The sequence below is a fragment of the Achromobacter denitrificans NBRC 15125 genome (genome assembly GCF_001571365.1).
GTDB lineage: Bacteria > Pseudomonadota > Gammaproteobacteria > Burkholderiales > Burkholderiaceae_B > Achromobacter > Achromobacter denitrificans.
The window spans coordinates 1-17,329 of sequence record NZ_BCTQ01000054.1 but is presented as its reverse complement, the minus strand read 5'-3'; the positions used below and the strand labels follow the sequence as shown (position 1 = coordinate 17,329).

Annotated in this window: 17 protein-coding genes and 1 pseudogene; 16 read left to right on the top strand and 2 right to left on the bottom strand. The window is 68.9% G+C overall.

Translation table 11 applies throughout. The features are described from left to right. The first annotated feature begins 23 nt into the window (after positions 1-23). Positions 24-1,502 (top strand): efflux transporter outer membrane subunit, encoded by a 1,479-nt coding sequence (locus ADE01S_RS28240; protein WP_062685088.1) that lies wholly within the window; start codon positions 24-26, stop codon positions 1,500-1,502. Positions 1,503-1,532: 30 nt separating this feature from the next. Here the strand turns inward: ADE01S_RS28240 and ADE01S_RS28235 are convergent, their stop codons facing one another. Next, positions 1,533-2,084: a hypothetical protein gene (locus ADE01S_RS28235; RefSeq protein WP_062685087.1), complete on the bottom strand. Its 552-nt coding sequence runs from the start codon at positions 2,082-2,084 to the stop codon at positions 1,533-1,535. Next, the gene (locus ADE01S_RS28230) at positions 2,084-3,019 is read right to left on the bottom strand and encodes a LysR substrate-binding domain-containing protein (RefSeq protein ID WP_062685086.1); all 936 of its coding nucleotides are present in this window, start codon (positions 3,017-3,019) and stop codon (positions 2,084-2,086) included. Before ADE01S_RS28230 ends, ADE01S_RS28235 begins: the two co-directional genes overlap by 1 nt. A gap of 172 nt (positions 3,020-3,191) precedes the next feature. Here ADE01S_RS28230 and gtdA point away from each other — a divergent pair, with 172 nt between their 5' ends. From gtdA to ADE01S_RS28155, 15 genes and pseudogenes are all read left to right on the top strand, one after another. Next, entirely contained in the window at positions 3,192-4,244 is a 1,053-nt protein-coding gene (gtdA, locus tag ADE01S_RS28225; RefSeq protein WP_062685085.1) for a gentisate 1,2-dioxygenase, read from the top strand. 79 nt (positions 4,245-4,323) lie between these two features. Continuing rightward, on the top strand, positions 4,324-5,022 hold the full coding sequence (locus ADE01S_RS28220; RefSeq protein ID WP_062685084.1) for a fumarylacetoacetate hydrolase family protein: 699 nt from the start codon (positions 4,324-4,326) through the stop codon (positions 5,020-5,022). A 2-nt stretch (positions 5,023-5,024) separates the two neighbouring features. Beyond that, entirely contained in the window at positions 5,025-6,284 is a 1,260-nt protein-coding gene (locus tag ADE01S_RS28215; protein ID WP_062685083.1) for a flavin-dependent oxidoreductase, read from the top strand. 88 nt (positions 6,285-6,372) lie between these two features. Next, positions 6,373-7,338: a tripartite tricarboxylate transporter substrate binding protein gene (locus tag ADE01S_RS28210; RefSeq protein WP_062685082.1), complete on the top strand. Its 966-nt coding sequence runs from the start codon at positions 6,373-6,375 to the stop codon at positions 7,336-7,338. 52 nt (positions 7,339-7,390) lie between these two features. Further along, positions 7,391-8,029, top strand: coding sequence for a maleylacetoacetate isomerase (maiA, locus tag ADE01S_RS28205; RefSeq protein ID WP_062685081.1), 639 nt, complete (start codon positions 7,391-7,393; stop codon positions 8,027-8,029). Beyond that, positions 8,026-8,409, top strand: coding sequence for a chorismate mutase (locus tag ADE01S_RS28200; protein WP_062685080.1), 384 nt, complete (start codon positions 8,026-8,028; stop codon positions 8,407-8,409). The genes maiA and ADE01S_RS28200 overlap by 4 nt, the downstream gene beginning before the upstream one ends. Beyond that, positions 8,402-9,415, top strand: coding sequence for a Bug family tripartite tricarboxylate transporter substrate binding protein (locus ADE01S_RS28195; RefSeq protein ID WP_062685079.1), 1,014 nt, complete (start codon positions 8,402-8,404; stop codon positions 9,413-9,415). The genes ADE01S_RS28200 and ADE01S_RS28195 overlap by 8 nt, the downstream gene beginning before the upstream one ends. A gap of 36 nt (positions 9,416-9,451) precedes the next feature. After that, positions 9,452-10,804 carry an FAD-dependent oxidoreductase gene (locus ADE01S_RS28190; protein ID WP_062685078.1) on the top strand — a complete coding sequence of 451 codons (1,353 nt, stop codon included), beginning with the start codon at positions 9,452-9,454 and terminating at the stop codon, positions 10,802-10,804. A gap of 18 nt (positions 10,805-10,822) precedes the next feature. After that, positions 10,823-12,031, top strand: a complete 1,209-nt coding sequence (locus tag ADE01S_RS28185; RefSeq protein WP_062685077.1) for a 3-hydroxybenzoate 6-monooxygenase — start codon at positions 10,823-10,825, stop codon at positions 12,029-12,031. 139 nt (positions 12,032-12,170) lie between these two features. After that, positions 12,171-13,346, top strand: a complete 1,176-nt coding sequence (locus ADE01S_RS28180) for an ABC transporter substrate-binding protein (RefSeq protein WP_062685076.1) — start codon at positions 12,171-12,173, stop codon at positions 13,344-13,346. A gap of 60 nt (positions 13,347-13,406) precedes the next feature. Continuing rightward, positions 13,407-14,321, top strand: a complete 915-nt coding sequence (locus tag ADE01S_RS28175) for a branched-chain amino acid ABC transporter permease (protein ID WP_082775913.1) — start codon at positions 13,407-13,409, stop codon at positions 14,319-14,321. Positions 14,322-14,332: 11 nt separating this feature from the next. After that, positions 14,333-15,301 (top strand): branched-chain amino acid ABC transporter permease, encoded by a 969-nt coding sequence (locus tag ADE01S_RS28170; RefSeq protein WP_062685075.1) that lies wholly within the window; start codon positions 14,333-14,335, stop codon positions 15,299-15,301. Next, positions 15,294-16,046, top strand: coding sequence for an ABC transporter ATP-binding protein (locus ADE01S_RS28165; RefSeq protein WP_062685074.1), 753 nt, complete (start codon positions 15,294-15,296; stop codon positions 16,044-16,046). The genes ADE01S_RS28170 and ADE01S_RS28165 overlap by 8 nt, the downstream gene beginning before the upstream one ends. Further along, a complete protein-coding gene (locus ADE01S_RS28160; RefSeq protein ID WP_062685073.1) occupies positions 16,046-16,738 on the top strand; it encodes an ABC transporter ATP-binding protein in 693 nt (230 codons plus the stop codon). The genes ADE01S_RS28165 and ADE01S_RS28160 overlap by 1 nt, the downstream gene beginning before the upstream one ends. 400 nt (positions 16,739-17,138) lie before the next feature. Beyond that, positions 17,139-17,329 (top strand): annotated as a pseudogene (locus tag ADE01S_RS28155) (IS110 family transposase); the annotation flags it as partial.

The window sequence follows — 17,329 nt, the reverse complement described above, 5'->3', positions numbered from 1 at the left end:
GCGCCACCGAGAGAATAGCCATCATGATCCAAAGACTGACCCGCGGTTCCGCCCTGCTAGCCCTCCTGCTCGTGCTGGCCGGCTGCGCGGTGGGACCGACCTACGAACGGCCTTCGGCCGCGGTGCCCGCGGCCTACAAGGAAGCCGCCCTGCCCGCCTCCGAAGCCGGCACCTGGAAGCCCGCCGAGCCGTCGGAAGACGCGCTGCGCGGCGCCTGGTGGAAGGTGTTCGACGACGAAGGTCTGAACCAGCTGGAAGACGAGGCGCAGCAGGCCAACCAGAACCTGCAGGCCGCCGCCGCCCGCCTGACCCAGGCGCGCGCGCTGCAGCGCGAGGCCCGCTCCGGCTTCTTCCCCACCCTGGACGCCGCCTTCGGCCCCAACCGCCAGCGCCCGTCCGCCGTGTCGCAGGGCCTGCCGGACGGCACGTCCACCAGCCCCGTCACCACCTGGCGCGCGCAAGGCATGGTGTCGTACGAGGCCGACCTGTTCGGCCGCGTGGCCTCGACCTACGACGCGGCCTCGGCCGACGCCCGGCAAAGCGAAGCGCTCTACCGCTCGGTGCTGCTGGCCCTGCAGGCCGACGTCGCCACGACCTACTTCCTGGTCCGCGAGCAGGACGCCGAATCGCAGCTCTACCGCCAGACGGTCAAGCTGCGCATGGACACGCTGCAACTGATCCAGCGCCGCTACGACGCCGGCGACATCAGCGAACTGGACCTGGCCCGCGCCAAAACGGAACTGGCCAGCGCGCAATCGGAAGCGCTGGGCATCGACCGCCGCCGCGCCGCGTCCGAGCACGCCCTCGCGGTGCTGCTGGGCCGCGCCCCGTCGGAGTTCTCGATGCCGCCGCTGCCGATCCAGAAGGTGGCGCTCTCCATCCCGGCCGGGCTGCCGTCCGCGCTGCTGGAGCGCCGTCCCGACATCGCCGCGGCCGAGCGCGCGATGGCCGCCGCCAATGCCCGCGTGGGCGCGGCCAAGTCCGCGTTCTTCCCGCGCCTGGACATCACCGGCGCCTTCGGCTACGAGTCGTCGGACCTGGGCAACCTGTTCCAGTGGTCCAGCCGCACCTTCCTGCTGGGTCCGCTGGTGGGCGCCGCCCTGTCCATGCCCATCTTCGACGGCGGCCGCCGCCAGGCCGGCCTGGACCGGGCCCGCGCCGTCTACGAGGAAGACGTCGCCACCTACCGCCAGACCGTGCTGAACGCCTTCCGCGAAGTGGAAGACAACCTGGCCAACCTGCGCATCCTGGCCGACCAGACGCGCGCCCAGGACGCCGCCGTCGAATCGGCCGCCCGGGCCGCCAAGCTGTCGCACACGCAGTACCGGGAAGGCTCCATCAGCTATCTCGACGTGATCGAGGCCGACCGCAGCGTGCTGCTGCAACAGCGCGTGGCCGTGCAGCTCAGCGGCGAACAGGCGCGCTCGGCGGTGGGCCTGATCCGCGCGATCGGCGGCGGCTGGGAAAACCCCGTGCCGCCGGAGCAGGTCGCGACGAAGTAAGCGGGCAAGGGGGGCCGGTCCGCGCGCGGATCAGGCCCCCTTCTTGCGATCCATGTAGCGCCGCGCCATCTGGTAGCCGGCGTACACGTAGAAGGCGTTGCTGTTGAGCACCAGCCAGGCGCCCAGCCCGCCCAGCAGCGCCACCACGGATCCGACCGCCCGCATGTCGCCCTGGGTCCAGGCGATCCCGCCCAGGATGCCGGCGGCGATCAGGCCCACGGCCAGCCGCTTCAGCACCACCAGCCCGAAGGCGTGCCCGCCCATGAACGACACCACGCCGATCGCCAGGGCCAGCGCCATGCCGGCGCAGACCACCACCAGCGCGAAGGCCGCCAGCGCTGATCCGGCGCCGTGCCGCAGCAGGTCCAACACCCCGATGCCCACTCCCAGCCCGCCCGCCATCACCAGCACGGCGAGCACGAGGGGGGACCACATGCCGGGCGGCGCGCGGCGCGCGTCCACGGCCGCCACGAAGCGGTGCATCGCCGCCGACGCGGGCGAGTCGTCCTGTCCGGGCAGCGCATCCTCCAGCTTGCGGCATTGCGCGATCAGCGCGTTCAGGCCCGCGCGCCGCGTGTCCATCACACCCTCGCCGCGCCGGGAGCATGCTCCGCCACCGTGTTGCGCAGGGCCGCCATGGCTTCCTGCACCGCCACGGGGCGGAAGGGATCCTCGCGCCAGTACATGGCCACCGAGCCGAAGCCGGACAGCCGAACGGGGATGACGCGCATGGCCCGCATCTGCGAAAAGCGCAGCGCGGCGCGATGCGAGGCGACGCCGATCATGTCGCTGTTGTTGATCAGCGTGAGGTTGATGGTCACCGAGTTGGACTCGATGTGGTCGGGCGGCGGCGCCTGCCCGGCCGCGGCCAGGGCGGCGTCCACCGCGTTGCGGATGGGCGTGCCCTTGGGCCAGAGGATCCAGCGGTAGGACAGCAGGTCCTGCCAGGAAGGCTGCTCCACCGCGAACAGGGGATGCCGGGGCCGCGCCACGAGGTGGATGGGCTCCAGGTACAGGGCCTCGAAGCGGATGGCCGGATCGTGGTGTTCGGGCGCGGAGCGGCCCACCACGATGTCCAGGTCGCCCTGCGCCAGTTGCGCGAGCAGGAGGTCGGTGGTGCCCTCCACCAGCTTCACGCGCGCCTGCGGCATGCGCGCCAGCAGCTTCATCACCGCCAGCGGCACGGTGTCGGAAGCCGATGCGCCCGAGGCGCCGATCACCACCCGGCCCCCGCCGCCTTCGCGCAGGGCCGCCATGTCCGCGCTGGCGCGGTCCAGCTGCGCCTCCACCCGCTGGGCATGGGCGATCAGCACGTCGCCATGCGGCGTCGGCCGCAGGCCGCGCGCGTGGCGCTCGAACAGCGGCAGCCCGATGTCGTCTTCCAGATCCTTCAGCCACTTGGACAGGCCCGGCTGCGTGGTGTTGAGCATCGCCGCCGAATGGCTGATGTTGCGGGTCTGGGCCAGGCTGAGCAGCATTTTCAGATTGCGCAGGCGCAATCGATGGGTCCAGTCCATACAGGCCCTCGTTTGTCTCGTATGTATATTCTTATTGATATGGATAATAAGATAATTTCATTTCAAAACACATAGCTGCTTACGCATAATCGTCTCCAGAACAGGACCAGCCGCGAACCACGCGGCGGCCAACCGCAGAAGCCGGCGCCAGCCGGACAATCCGGAGACAGACATGCCCGACGGTCACACCCCCGCCGCCGATCGCGCCGCCTATTACGCGCGCATCGCCAAGAAACACATGGCTCCGCTGTGGGAGTCGCTGCACAACCTGGTGCCGCGCGAACCCGCGCCGCGCTGCGTGCCGGCCCTGTGGAAATACGACGACGTCCGCGACGACGTGATGGCCTCCGGCTCGCTCATCAGCGCCGAGGAAGCCGTGCGGCGCGTGCTGATCCTGGAGAACCCCGGCCTGCCGGGGCAGGCCAGCATCACCCAGAGCCTGTACGCCGGCCTGCAACTGATCCTGCCCGGCGAGATCGCGCCCAGCCACCGCCATACGCAATCCGCGCTGCGCTTCATCGTGGAGGGCCGCGGCGCCTACACGGCCGTGAACGGCGAGCGCACCACCATGCGCCCCGGCGACTTCATCATCACGCCGTCCTGGACCTGGCACGACCACGGCAACGCCGAAGCCGCCGAGGGCGGCGAGCCCGTGGTCTGGCTCGACGGCCTGGACATTCCGCTGCTGCGCTTCCTGGACGCGGGCTTCGCCGAGAACTACCCCTCGGCCACGCAACCGGTCACGCGCCCCGAGGGCGACAGCATGGCGCGCTATGGCCACAACATGGCGCCGGTGCGCCACCAGGCCGCCAGCGGCACCTCGCCCATCTTCAACTATCCGTATGAACGCAGCCGCGAGGCGCTGGACCAGCTCTACCGCCACGGCGAACTGGACCCCTGGGACGGCGTGAAGCTGCGCTACCTGAATCCGGCCACCGGCGGCTATCCGATGCCGACGATGGCGACCTTCATGCAGTTCCTGCCCGCCGGCTTCCAGGGCAAGCCCTACCGCAGCACCGACTCCACGGTCTACAGCGTGGTCGAAGGCCGCGGCACCGCCCGCATCGGCGACCAGGAGTTCCACTTCTGTCCGCGCGACGTATTCGTCGCGCCGTCCTGGATGCCAGTGGAGCTCGCCGCGCTGGAAGACGCCACGCTGTTCAGCTATTCCGACCGCCCGGTGCAGGATGCGCTGGGCCTCTGGCGCGAAGCCCGGATCGGCTGAAACCCGCCGCCCGCGGCCGCGCCGGCCGCGGCCACTCCCGTTTCCATTTTGTGCGTATCCCGCACGCCAAGGGTGATCCATGTCTTTTGTCTTTGATCCCGCCGCCCCCGTCGCCGTCCCCGTGGCCGGCAGCGAGGACCGCTTTCCCGTGCGCCGCGTCTACTGCGTGGGCCGCAACTATGCCGCCCACGCCAGGGAGATGGGCTTCGATCCCGACCGCGAGCCGCCGTTCTTCTTCTGCAAGCCCGCCGACGCCGTGGTGCCCGTGGCCGAGGGCAGCACGCTTTCGCTGCCCTATCCGCCGGAAACGGCCAACCTGCACTACGAGATCGAACTGGTCGCCGCCATCGGCCGCGGCGGCGCCGACATTCCCGTCGAACAGGCGCTGGAACATGTCTGGGGCTACGCCGTGGGCCTGGACATGACGCGCCGCGACCTGCAGATGAAAATGCGCGAGGCCGGCCGCCCCTGGGAACTGGGCAAGGCCTTCGATCAGAGCGGACCCATCGGGCCGCTCCATCCCGCGGCGTCCGTGCCGGACGTCGGCCGGGCCGGCATCTGGCTGCAGGTCAACGGCGCCGACAAGCAGCGCAGCGATATCGGCAAGCTGATCTGGTCCGTCGCCGAAACCGTCTCCTACCTGTCCCGTTACTTCCGCCTGGAAGCCGGCGACCTGATCTACACCGGCACGCCCGAAGGCGTGGGCCCCGTGGTGCGCGGCGACAGGATGGTCGGCGGCGTGGACGGCCTGGGCACGCTCAGCGTGCGGATGGTGTGAGCATGGAACGAGAGACCGATGTGATCATCGTGGGCGCCGGCGTCGGCGGCCTGGTGCTGGCGCTGAGCCTGCACCAGGCGGGCATCGCCTGCCGCGTCTACGAAAGCGTGCGTGAAATCCGGCCGCTGGGCGTCGGGATCAACCTGCTGCCCCACGCCACCCGCGAGCTCGACGAACTGGGGCTGCTGCCCGCGCTGGACGCCATCGCCGTGCGCACCCGCGAGTCCGTTTTCTATACGCGCCACGGCCAATTCATCTACGGCGAGCCCGCGGGTCTCGACGCGGGCTACGACTGGCCGCAATACTCCATCCACCGCGGCGATCTGCAAATGGCGCTGCTGGCGGCCGTGCGCGAGCGCCTGGGCGAAGACAGCGTAGTGGTCAACGCCCGCTGCACCGGCGTGACCCAGGATGCCGACAGCGTCACCGCCAGCTTCCAGGACGGCGACGGCCAGGCCCTGCCTCCGGTGCGCGGCCGCATCGCGGTGGGCTGCGACGGCATCCATTCGGTGCTGCGCAAGCAGCTCTATCCGCAGGAAGGCGCGCCGCGCTATTCCGGTGTGAACATGTGGCGCGGCACGACGCGTTGCAAGCCCTTCCTGTCCGGCGCCAGCATGGTGCGCGCGGGCTGGCTGTCCACCGGCAAGATGGTCATCTACCCCATCCGCGACGACATCGACGCCGACGGCAATCAGCTGGTGAACTGGGTGGCCGAGATCGAGGCCGCCGAACCCGCGGTGCGCGACTGGAACCGCGGCGGCCGGCTGGAAGATTTCTTCCCCGCCTTCGCCGACTGGCATTTCGACTGGCTGGACGTGGCGCGCCTGATCCAGGACGCCGATTCGATCCTGGAGTACCCCATGGTGGACCAGGACCCGCTGCCCACCTGGACGCAAGGCCGCATGACCCTGCTGGGCGACGCCGCCCACCCCATGGTGCCGCGCGGCTCCAACGGCGCCGGCCAGGCGGTGATCGACGCCCGCTACCTGACCGGCCAGCTCAAGCGCCTGGGCCTGACGCCCGAGGCGTTGCAGCAGTACGACCGCGTCCGGGTCGAAGCCACCACCCGCGTCGTGCTGACCAACCGCAGCAATCCGCCCGACGCCATCCTGCGCGAAGTGCATGAACGTTCGGCCGACAAGCCCTACGCGCGGATCGAGGACGTGATCAGCCGCCAGGAACTGGAGGGAATATCGCAACGGTACAAGCAGGTGGCGGGTTTCGATCCCGCCGCGCTGAAGGCGCGGCCTTCCTTCGTGTAGGCCGCGAACAGAACGCGGACGCGGCCCCCGGGACCGCGCCGCCATGGACAAGCCGGCGCATGACCGGCGATTCGACAGGAGACTAGCCATGATCACATTCCTACGCGTGCTGGCCGGCGCGGCCCTCGCGCTCACGGCGGCCGCCAGCCAGGCAGCCTGGCCCGACCGCCCCGTCACGCTCGTCGTGCCCTTCACACCGGGCACCGGCATCGACCTGATCGCGCGCCAGTTGGCGGCCACGCTGCCGCAGACGCTGGGGCAGCCCGTGGTGGTGGAGAACCTTGCCGGCGCCAGCGGCAACATCGGCAGCGAGAAAGTGGCGCGCGCCGCGCCGGACGGCTATACCTTCCTGGTGACCGTGAACACCTTCGTCATGAACAGCAGCCTGTACAAAGGCAAGCTGCGCTTCGACCCGCAGCGGGACTTCGCCCCGGTCGGGCTGACCTCCTGGGGTTCGCTGCTGCTGGTCACGCACCCGTCCAACCCCGCCAACACCGTGCAGGACGTGGTACGCGCGGCCACCGCGGCGCCGGGCAAGCTCAGCTACGGCACGCCCGGCGTGGGCACGCCCCACCACCTTTCCATGGCCCTGTTCCTGGACCGCACCGGCACCACCATGCTGCACGTGCCCTACAAGGGAACGGCCGGCGCCGTCACCGACATGCTGGGCGGACGCCTGGATTACATGTTCCTGCCCGTGCACGTGGCGCTGCCGCAGATCAAGGGCGGCAAGCTGAAAGTGATCGCCACCGGCAGCCCCAGGCGCCTGCCGCAATTGCCCGACACGCCCACCCTGACCGAAGCCGGCCTGCAAGGCGCCGACGTGGACATGTGGTACGGCGTGCTGGCGCCGAAAGGCACGCCGCCCGCCATCGTGGACCGCATGAACCAGCAGATCAACGCCATTCTGAAGACGCCGGCCACGGCCTCCGCGTTCGACGCCCAAGGCATGGTCCCTGCGACTTCCGAGCCCGCCGAATTCGGCGCCCTGATCGCCAAGGACGCCCAGCGCTGGGACGACATCGTCACGCGCACCGGCATCACGGCCGAATAACGCGCCTTCGGCATCCCGCCCACCGTCAACGGTCCCAACCCGCACCCGACCTATGCAACTCCACAGCTTCTTCAATAGCTCCACCTCCTACCGCGTGCGCATCGCGCTGGCGCTCAAGGGCCTGGCCTACGAGTACCTGCCCGTCAATCTGCGCACGCAGGAGCAGCGCGCCCCGGACTACGTGGCCCGCAACCCGTCCGCCGGCGTGCCGTTGCTGACCGACGGCGACACCCGGCTATCCCAGTCGCTGGCCATCATCGACTACCTGGACGCCACCCATCCCGAACCGCGCCTGATCCCGGCGGACACGCTGGAGCGCGCGCGCGTGCTGGAACTGTCCGACGCCATTTCCTGCGACATCCACCCCGTCAACAACATGCGCATCCTGCGCTATCTGCAGGAAGTGCTGGGCGCGAGCGACGAACAGAAGAACGCCTGGTACCACCATTGGATCCGCGAAGGCCTGACCGCCGTGGAAGCGCTGCTGGCGCGCCACGGCCACGGCGCCTACTGCTTCGGCGACGCGCCGACCTTGGCGGACTGCTGCCTGGTGCCGCAAGTGGCGAACGCCCAGCGCATGGGCTGCGATCTTTCCGCCTACCCGCGCGTGCTGCGCGTTTATGAACACTGCAATGCGCAGCCCGCCTTCCAGCAGGCGTCGCCCGCGCGGCAACCGGACTACACCCGATGACGAACCAGGAACCCGACACCCGGGGCGCGCCGCTGCGCGCCTACACCGACCCCGCCTACCGTCCGCTGTGCGCCACGCTGGCCGACGTGCGCGCCAACATCGACCGCCTGGACGACGAGATCGTCCGGCTGATCGCCGAGCGCGCCATGTATGTGAAGGACGCCGCGCGCTTCAAGCGCGACGCCTTCCAGGTCAGCGCGCCCGCCCGCCAGGCCCAGGTCTTCGAGAAGGTCCGTCAGCTGGCCGAGCGCCACGACCGGGGCTTCGCCAACCTGGACCAGGTGGTGGACGCCACCTACCGCGCGATGGTCGCCGCCTTCATCGCCAACGAGCAGACCTACTTCAACGCCATGAAAGACCTGGGAGACACTCATGCATAAGTCCTCGACGCCGGCCGTCGCGCGCAAGTTCGCGCGCCGCATCGCGTCCCGCGCGCTGGCGCTGGGGCTTGCCGCCCTGGCCCCGCTGGCCGCGGCGCACGCCGACGCGTGGCCCGCCCAGCCGCTCAAGGCCATCGTGCCCTTCGGCCCGGGCTCCAGCCCCGACCAGGTGGCGCGCATCGTCGGCGAGAAGGCCGGCGCCCTCCTCGGCCAGACCATCGTGATCGAGAACAAGCCCGGCGCCAGCGGCAACATCGGCACCTACGCCATCGCCAACGCCAAGCCCGACGGCTATACCTTCGGCGTCTCCATCACCGGCCCGCTGGTCAACAACACCCTGCTGTTCGACAAGCTGCCCTACGCGCCCGCCACCGATCTCTCGCCGCTGACGCTCGCCGTGCACCAGCCCAACGTGCTGGTGGTGCCGGCCACGGCCGGCATCGACAACATCGGCCAGTTGCTGGAGGCGCTAAAGAAGAATCCCGACAAGTACAACTTCCCCTCGCCGGGAGCGGGCACGGTATCGCACCTGGCCGTGGAGCTGATGCTGCAGCAGATCGGCGCGCGCGCCACGCACGTGCCCTACCCGTCCTCGCCCGCCGCGCTGACCTCCCTGCTGTCGGGCGATACGCAGTTCGCCGCCCTCCCGCCCATCGCGGTCATGCCGATGGTGAAGGACGGCCGCCTGAAGGCGCTGGCCGTCACCTCGTCCAAGCGCTCGTCGCTGCTGCCCGACATCCCCACGCTGGCCGAAGTGGGCGTGCCCGGCATCGAGGGTTCCGCGTGGATCGGCTTCGTGATCTCGTCCAAGGTGCCGGCCGACATCCAGAAGAAGCTGTCCGACGCGCTGATCCAGGCGCTGCGCGATCCCGAAGTGAAGAAGCGGCTGCAGACCCCGTTCATGGATCCGGTGGGCAGCACGCCCGCCGAATTCCGCGCCTACATGGATGACGAGCTCAAGCGCTGGGAACCCCTGATCCGCAAGCTGGGCATCAAGGGCCAGTAAGGCCCGGTCCCTTCCGCCACTAGCAAGGAGAATCAGATGGTCATCACCGAACCCGCCCGCCAGGTCCCTCTCTACGGCGAATTCGACGTCGTCGTGCTGGGCGGCGGCCCCGCCGGCCTGTTGGCCGCGGCCAGCGCGGCGCGCAACGGCGCCAGCGTGCTGCTGGTGGAGCGCTACGGCTTCCTGGGCGGCATGGGCACGGCGGCGGGCGTGTCCAACTTCTGCGGCCTGCACGCCAACATCCGCGGCGACATCCGGCAGGTGGTCCACGGCATGACCGACGAACTGCTGGACCGCATGCGCGCCATGGACGGCCTGAACGATCCCCACCTGATCCTGGGCAAGATCCACGCCCAGGCCTACGACATCTCGGCCTTCAAGTGCGCCGCCGACGGCCTGGTCCAGGACAGCGGCGCGCAAGTGCTGTTCCATGCCCTGGCCACGGGGCTGGCGCGCGCGGAAGACGGCCGCGTGGACGCCCTGTTCCTGGAGACCAAGTCCGGCCGCCGCGCCGTGCGCGCCCGGATCTTCATCGATTGCTCGGGCGACGCCGACATCGCCCAGTGGGGCGGCCTGCCCTTCGAAAAGGGCGATGAACACGGCCACATGCTCTACCCCACGCTGATGTTCAAGGTGGGCAACGTGGACGGCGCGCGCGCGCAAGAGGCCTGGAAGACCATCCCCCGGCTGATGGACGAGGCCGCCGCCAGCGGGGAATTCACGTTCCCGCGGCGCGGCGCCATCGTGCGCCCGCAAAAGCACGACTACGAATGGCGGGTCAACGTGACCCAGCTGGCCAACCCCGACGGCAGCGCGGCCGACGGCACGGACGCCGGCTCGCTGTCGGCGGGCGAACTCGAAGGCCGGCGCCAGATCGTGGAATACCTGGCCTTCCTGCGCGCCAAGGTGCCCGGATTCGAAAACGCCTATGTGCTGGACATCGCGCCCCAGCTGGGCATCCGCGAAACCCGCCGCATCGTCGGCGAAGCCGTGCTGACCCGGGAAGACGTACTGGGCTGCGCCGACTTCGATGACAGCATCGGCGTCAATGGCTGGCCGCTGGAAATGCACACCGCCGGCGACGTGCAATGGATCTGGCCGCCCATACCGGAATCGCGCGGCTATAACCAGCTGCCGTTCCGCATGATGGTGCCGCGGCGCGGCGCGGGCGTGGCGGACAACGTGCTGGTGGCCGGACGCTGCGCGTCCATGACCCACGAAGGCCAGTCAGCCGCGCGCGTGAGCGGCAGCTGCTTCGTGATGGGCGAGGCGGCCGGCACCGCGTCGGCGATGGCGCTGCGCGCGGGTATCGCGCCGGCCGATGTTTCGATTCCCGCCTTGCAGGCGCAGTTGCGCCAGCAGGGCGCCTTCCTGGGCGGCCAGGACTGAACGGCGCGGAGGCCACACATGAACGCAAGCAAAACGACGGCGCCCACCGGCCAATCCGCCATCGTGGTGGGCGGCGGCATCGGCGGTCTGGCCGCCGCGCTGGCGCTGACGCGCCAGGGGATCGCGGTGCAACTGCTGGAGCAGGCCGCGCACATCGGCGAGATCGGCGCCGGCATCCAGCTCGGCCCCAATGCCTTCGCGGCGCTGGACGCGCTGGGCGTGGGCCCGGCCGCGCGCGGGCGCGCCGTGTTCACCGACCACATCATCATGATGGACGCGGTGGACGCCCGCGAAGTCGTACGCATCGATACCGGCGAGGCGTTCCGCCAGCGTTTCGGCGGACCCTATGCCGTCATCCACCGCGCCGACATCCACCTGTCCATTCTCGAAGCGGTGCAGCAGAATCCGCTGATCAGCTTCCGCACCTCCACGCAGATCGCCGGCATGTCGCAGGACGGCCGGGGCGTGGAAGTGACGGACACGCAGGGCAACCGATACCGCGCCGATGTGGTGGTCGGCGCCGACGGCGTGAAGTCCGTGATCCGCGAACGCCTGGTGGGCGACCCCGCGCGGGTGACCGGGCACGTCGTGTACCGCGCCGTGGTCGAGCGCGAAAACATGCCCGAGGAACTGCGCATCAACGCGCCCGTGCTGTGGGCCGGCCCGCACTGCCATCTGGTGCACTACCCCTTGCGCGGCGGCCAGCAATACAACCTCGTGGTGACTTTCCATAGCCGCGAACAGGAGGAATGGGGCGTGCGCGAGGGCAGCAAGGAGGAAGTGCTCTCCTATTTCGAGGGCATCCACCCGCGCCCCCACCAGATGCTCGACCGCCCCACCTCCTGGAAGCGCTGGGCCACCGCCGACCGCGAGCCCGTGGAACGCTGGGGCCAGGGCCGCGTCACCATCCTGGGCGACGCCGCCCATCCCATGACGCAATACATGGCCCAGGGCGCCTGCATGGCGCTGGAAGACGCGGTGACGCTGGGCGAGGCCGTGCGGCGTTGCGAGCACGACCTGGAAGCGGCCTTCCGGCTGTACGAATCGGTCCGCATCCCGCGCAGCGCGCGCGTGGTCTGGTCCACTCGGGAGATGGGCAGGCTCTATCATGCACGGGGCGTCGAGCGCACGGTGCGCAATATGCTGTGGACCGGCAGGAGCCAGTCCCAGTTCTATGACGCGTTGCAGTGGTTGTATGGCTGGAAAGTGGAAAACTGCCTAGTATGAGGACGGCCCCACGCCGCGCACACATTGCGTGCTTGCTGCCCCCCGAGGGGGCGCTTTTTGCCTTGGGGCGGCCCGGCGGCAAAAAAAAGCTGTGAAGTAGTCTGGCAACAGAAAAATATCAACGCAGGAGGAGACAACCATGAAGAAGACCATCAGCGGCGGCAGCGCCGCCATCATGCTGGCGCTGGCCTCGTTCGCGGCCGACGCGCAGCAGAAGCCCGTCGACATCGGTTTCATCGGCACGCTGTCCACGCCAGCCGGCTACATTGGTGAAGACGAGCGCGACGCCTTCATGCTGGCCGTCAAGGAGGGCGGCGGCAAGCTCGGCGGCGTGGCGGTCAACGTGCGCGTCGAGGACGACGCGCTCAAGCCCGCCAACGCCAAGCAGATCGCCGACAAGATGGTGCAGAACGGCGTGCGCCTGTTCACCGGCATCAATTTCTCGAACGTGATGGCCGCGGTCGGGCCGACGGTGCTCAATGCCGGCGGCTTCTACGTCAGCCTGAACGCCGGCCCTTCCAACTACGCCGGCAAGGCCTGCAACCCGAACTACTTCTCCGTCGCCTTCCAGAACGACTCCTACGCCGACACCGCCGGCATGGCCGCCAACGAGCTGGGCGCCAAGCGCGTGGTCATCATGGCCCCCAACTACCAGGCGGGGCGCGACGCGATCGCCGGCTTCAAGCGCACCTACAAGGGTGAGATCGCCGACGAGATCTACACCAAGCTGGAGCAGGCGGACTTCTCGGTCGAACTGGCGCGCATCCGCTCGCTCAATCCCGACGCGATCTTCCAGTTCCATCCGGGCGGCGCGGGCATCAACCTGACCAAGCAATTCGCCAATTCCGGGCTGGCCGGCCAGATCAAGATGATTACGCCCATCTACTCGATGGACGACCGCATGCTGGCCGCGACCGGCACGGCGGGCGCGGGCTTCTACCTGAGCTCGCTGTGGAGCGCCGACCTGGACAACGCGCAGAGCAAGCACTTCGTGCAGGCCTTCACCAAGGCCTACAACCGCGCGCCCACCGCCTACGCGGCGCAGGCCTACGACACCGCCAATCTCATCGGGTCGGCCCTGAAGGCGGTCGACGGCGACATCGCCGGCCGCGCCGACGACTTCCGCGCCGCGCTGCGCCGCGCCGACTTCCCCAGCGTGCGGGGCAAGTTCAAGTTCGGCCCCAACCAGCACCCCATCCAGGACTGGTACCTCCTGCACATCGAAGCCGGTCCGGACGGCAAGCTGGTCTACAAGAACCTCAAGGTCATCGCCCGCGACCACACCGACGTGCACGCGGCGGATTGCAAGATGTAGGCCGGGACGGGGGCCGGGCAACTCCCGCCCGCCCCCCGCGCCGCTCCACGAGGAGTTTCCATGCTGATGTTCCTTGAGCAGGTCCTCAACGGCCTGCAATACAGCGCATTGCTGTTCCTGCTGTCGGCGGGCTTGACGCTGGTGTTCGGCATCATGAACGTCATCAACCTGACGCACGGCTCGTTCTACATGGTGGGCGCGTTCTGCGCGGCCAGCGCGGCGGCCGCCACCGGCTCGTTCGCCGCCGCCGTGCTGGCGGCATTGGCCGGCGCGGCGCTGTACGGCCTGGTGGTGGAACTGCTGGTGATCCGCCACCTGTACCGCCGCGACCACCTGGACCAGGTGCTCGCCACGCTGGGCCTGACGCTGTTCACCAACGAGCTGGTCACCGTGCTGTTCGGCCGCAGCCCGCCCTTTATGGACATCCCGCCGTTCCTGTCGGGATCCGTAGCGCTGCTGCCCGGCCTGAACTATCCCGTGATGCGGCTGGCCTTCATCGGCGCGGGCGTGCTGGTGGCGCTGGGCCTATGGTTCCTCATCTCGCGCACCCGCGTGGGCATGCTGGTGCGCGCCGGGGCGGACGACGGCGAGATGGTCGATGCGCTGGGCGTGAACATCCAGCGCCTGTTCACCCTGATCTTCACGCTCGGCGCGCTGCTCTGCGGATTTGCCGGCGTCATGGCCGCGCCGCTGCTGGCGGTGGAGATCGGCATGGGCGAACGCATCCTGATCACGACCTTCGTGGTCATCGTGGTGGGCGGCGTGGGCTCGGTGCGCGGCGCGCTGGCCGGCTCCCTGATGATAGGCATGACCGACGCCCTGGGCCGCGCCTACATCCCGTTCTGGATGTCGCGGCTGCTGCCGCCGGAATTGTCGGACTCCGCCAGCTCCAGCCTGGTCTCCGCCAGCATCTACATCCTGATGGCCATCGTGCTGCTGTTCAAGCCGCGCGGCCTCGTGCCCGCGCGGCGATAGGAACGATATCCATGACACGAAAAATGATCGTCAACGTTATCGGGTTCCTGCTGTTCGCCCTGGTGCCCGCGATCGCGTCGGCCACCGGCGAGAGCTTCCTGGTCAACCTGATGACCCGCTTCCTGATCTACGCCATCGCCGCGGTCAGCCTGGACCTGATCCTGGGCTACGGCGCCATGGTGAGCTTCGGCCACGCGGCCTTCTTCGGCCTGGGCGGCTACGTGATCGGCATCGCCGGCTTTCACCTCGCCCAGGGCGACACGCTGTTCGGCTGGAGCGGCAGCAACGCCGCGCTGGCGATGTGGCCGCTGGCCATCGCGGCGGCGGCGCTGGCCGGGCTGGTGGTGGGCTTCCTGTCGCTGCGCACCTCGGGCGTGCAGTTCATCATGATCACGCTCGCGTTCGGGCAGATGCTGTACTTCATCCTCGTCGGCCTGATGGTCTACGGCGGCGACGACGGCCTGTCCATCGACACCCGCAACACGCTGCCGGGCCTGGACATGAACCGTCCCGCCACTTTCTACTACGTCTGCCTCGCGCTCCTGACGGCCTGGACGCTGGCTTGCCGTCGCATCGTCGATTCGCCGTTCGGCATGGCGCTGCAGAGCATCAAGCAGAACCCGCGCCGCAGCATCGGCCTGGGCCTCGCGCCGCTGCGCTATCGCCTCACGGCCTTCGTGCTGTCGGCGGCTGGAACCGGCCTGGCCGGCGCGCTGTGGGCAAACTACGCGCTCTTCGTCAGCCCCGACATGTCGTCGTGGCAGAAGTCGGGCGAACTGATGGCCATGGTCATCCTGGGCGGCATGGGCTCGATCTTCGGGCCGGTGCTGGGCGTGGCCGTCTACCTCGGCCTGGAGCAGGTGGCGACCGCCTGGACCGAACACTGGATGCTCATCCTCGGCCCCGTGCTGGTGCTGGTGGTGCTGTTCGGCAAGCGCGGCGTGTACGGCTGGCTGGTGGGAGGCAAACACCATGGCTGATCAGCCCAAGCTGGAGATCCGCGATCTGCAGAAGCGCTTCGGCGCCGTGCATGCTACGCAGGGCGTCAACCTGGCCGTGCGACCCGGCGAACTGCACGCGCTGATCGGCCCCAACGGCGCCGGCAAGACCACCCTGCTATCGCAGATCGGCGGCGAGATCCTGCCGGATGCCGGCAGCATCCTGCTGGACGGCCGCGACATCACCCGCATGCCCGCCCACAAGCGGCCGGCGGCGGGGCTGGCCCGTTCTTTCCAGATCAGCCAGCTCTATCCCGGCTTCACCGCCGAGGACAACGTCGCTATGGCCGTGCAGGCACACAGCCCCGGCGGCTTCAACCTGTGGAAGAACGCCCGCCGGTTGCCGCGGCTGCGCGAGCCGGCGCGCCAGGCCCTGGAGCGCGTCGGACTGGACGGGCGCGGCGACGTGCGCGTCTCGGCGCTGGCGCACGGAGAGAAGCGCCAGCTGGAACTGGCGATGGCGCTGTCGCTGGACGCGACCCTGCTGCTGCTGGACGAACCCATGGCCGGCATGGGCGCGGAGGAATCGCAGCGCATGACGGCGCTGCTGCGGGAACTCAAGGGCCGTTACGCCATCCTGCTGGTCGAGCACGACATGGACGCCGTGTTCGCGCTGGCCGACCGCATCACCGTGCTGGTCTACGGCAAGACGATCTTCACCGGCACCCCGGACGAGGTGCGCCGCCATCCCGACGTGCGCGCCGCCTACCTGGGCGAGGAGGAATAATGCTGCAAATCAAGGCATTGCAGGCCGGCTACGGCGCGAGCAAGGTGCTCTTCGGCGTGGACCTCGACATCGCGCCGCGGCAGGTCGTTTCCCTGATCGGCCGCAACGGCATGGGCAAGACCACCACCGTCAAGACGCTGATGGGCATGCTGCCCGCGCAGGGCGGCAGCATCCTGCTCGACGGCAAGCCCATCGCCGGGTTGCCCTCGCACCGCATCGCGCAACTGGGCATCGGGCTGGTGCCCGAAGGCCGCCGCGTCTTCGGTTCGCTGTCGGTGGAGGAAAACCTGGTGGCCACCGCCCGCAACACCCGGGCCGGCTGGCACGTGGAGCGGGTGTTCGAGCTCTTCCCGCGCCTGAAGGAGCGCCGCGCCCAATCGGCCCGCACCCTGTCCGGCGGCGAGCAGCAGATGCTGGCCGTGGGCCGCGCGCTCCTCATCAACCCGCGCCTGCTCGTCCTGGACGAGGCCACCGAAGGCCTCGCGCCCCTGATCCGACAGGAAATCTGGAACTGCCTGCGCCGCCTGAAGGAGGAAGGCCAGACCATTCTGGTGATCGACAAGAACCTGAAGGAAATGGCCACCCTCGTCGACCGCCACCACGTGCTGGAAAAGGGCCGCGTCGTATGGCAGGGTAGCCCCGCCGACCTCGCGGCCCAGCCGGAACTGGCACAGCGCTACCTGGGTGTGTAGGATGGGTGGAGCGCGAGAGTTCTTAAGCAAGAACGCAGCTGCTGAACGCGCGAAACCCATGCGGCCGTGGGCAGCGTGTTTTTCGGCCACTGAAGAAAACAATCTACCCATGGCCGCATGGGTTCCGCGCGCTGAAGAGCGAAGTCCTCGTGGAGAGGATCTCGCGCTCCACCCATCCTTGTATGGTTCTGTAGCCCCCACCGAAATGTGTTCAGTGGGAGCTGGGGAACGGGACACACCCATCCATCAGCCGTTCGCGCGGACTGACGTCGGTAGATATCCCACCCCGCCCAAACACGTCGATTAAGAATCTAGCGGCCAAGACCGCCGATTGATCGCAAGGTAACGCATCGGGCGCGGCTTCCCCAGCAGGCATAACGCTATCGCAAGGGTTCTACAGATGCAAATCGCAGTGTCTTTTTTCGGCGCAGATGTGGGCAAGGCCGAGATCGTCGTGGCCGATCATGGCCGTGCCAAGCCCGTCACCAAAATCCTCAAGAACACGCCCAGCAGTCTGAGCAAATGGCTGCAAACCCTGCCGCAAGGCAGCGTGCTTGCCATGGAGTCCACCGGCGGCTACGAGCGCATGCT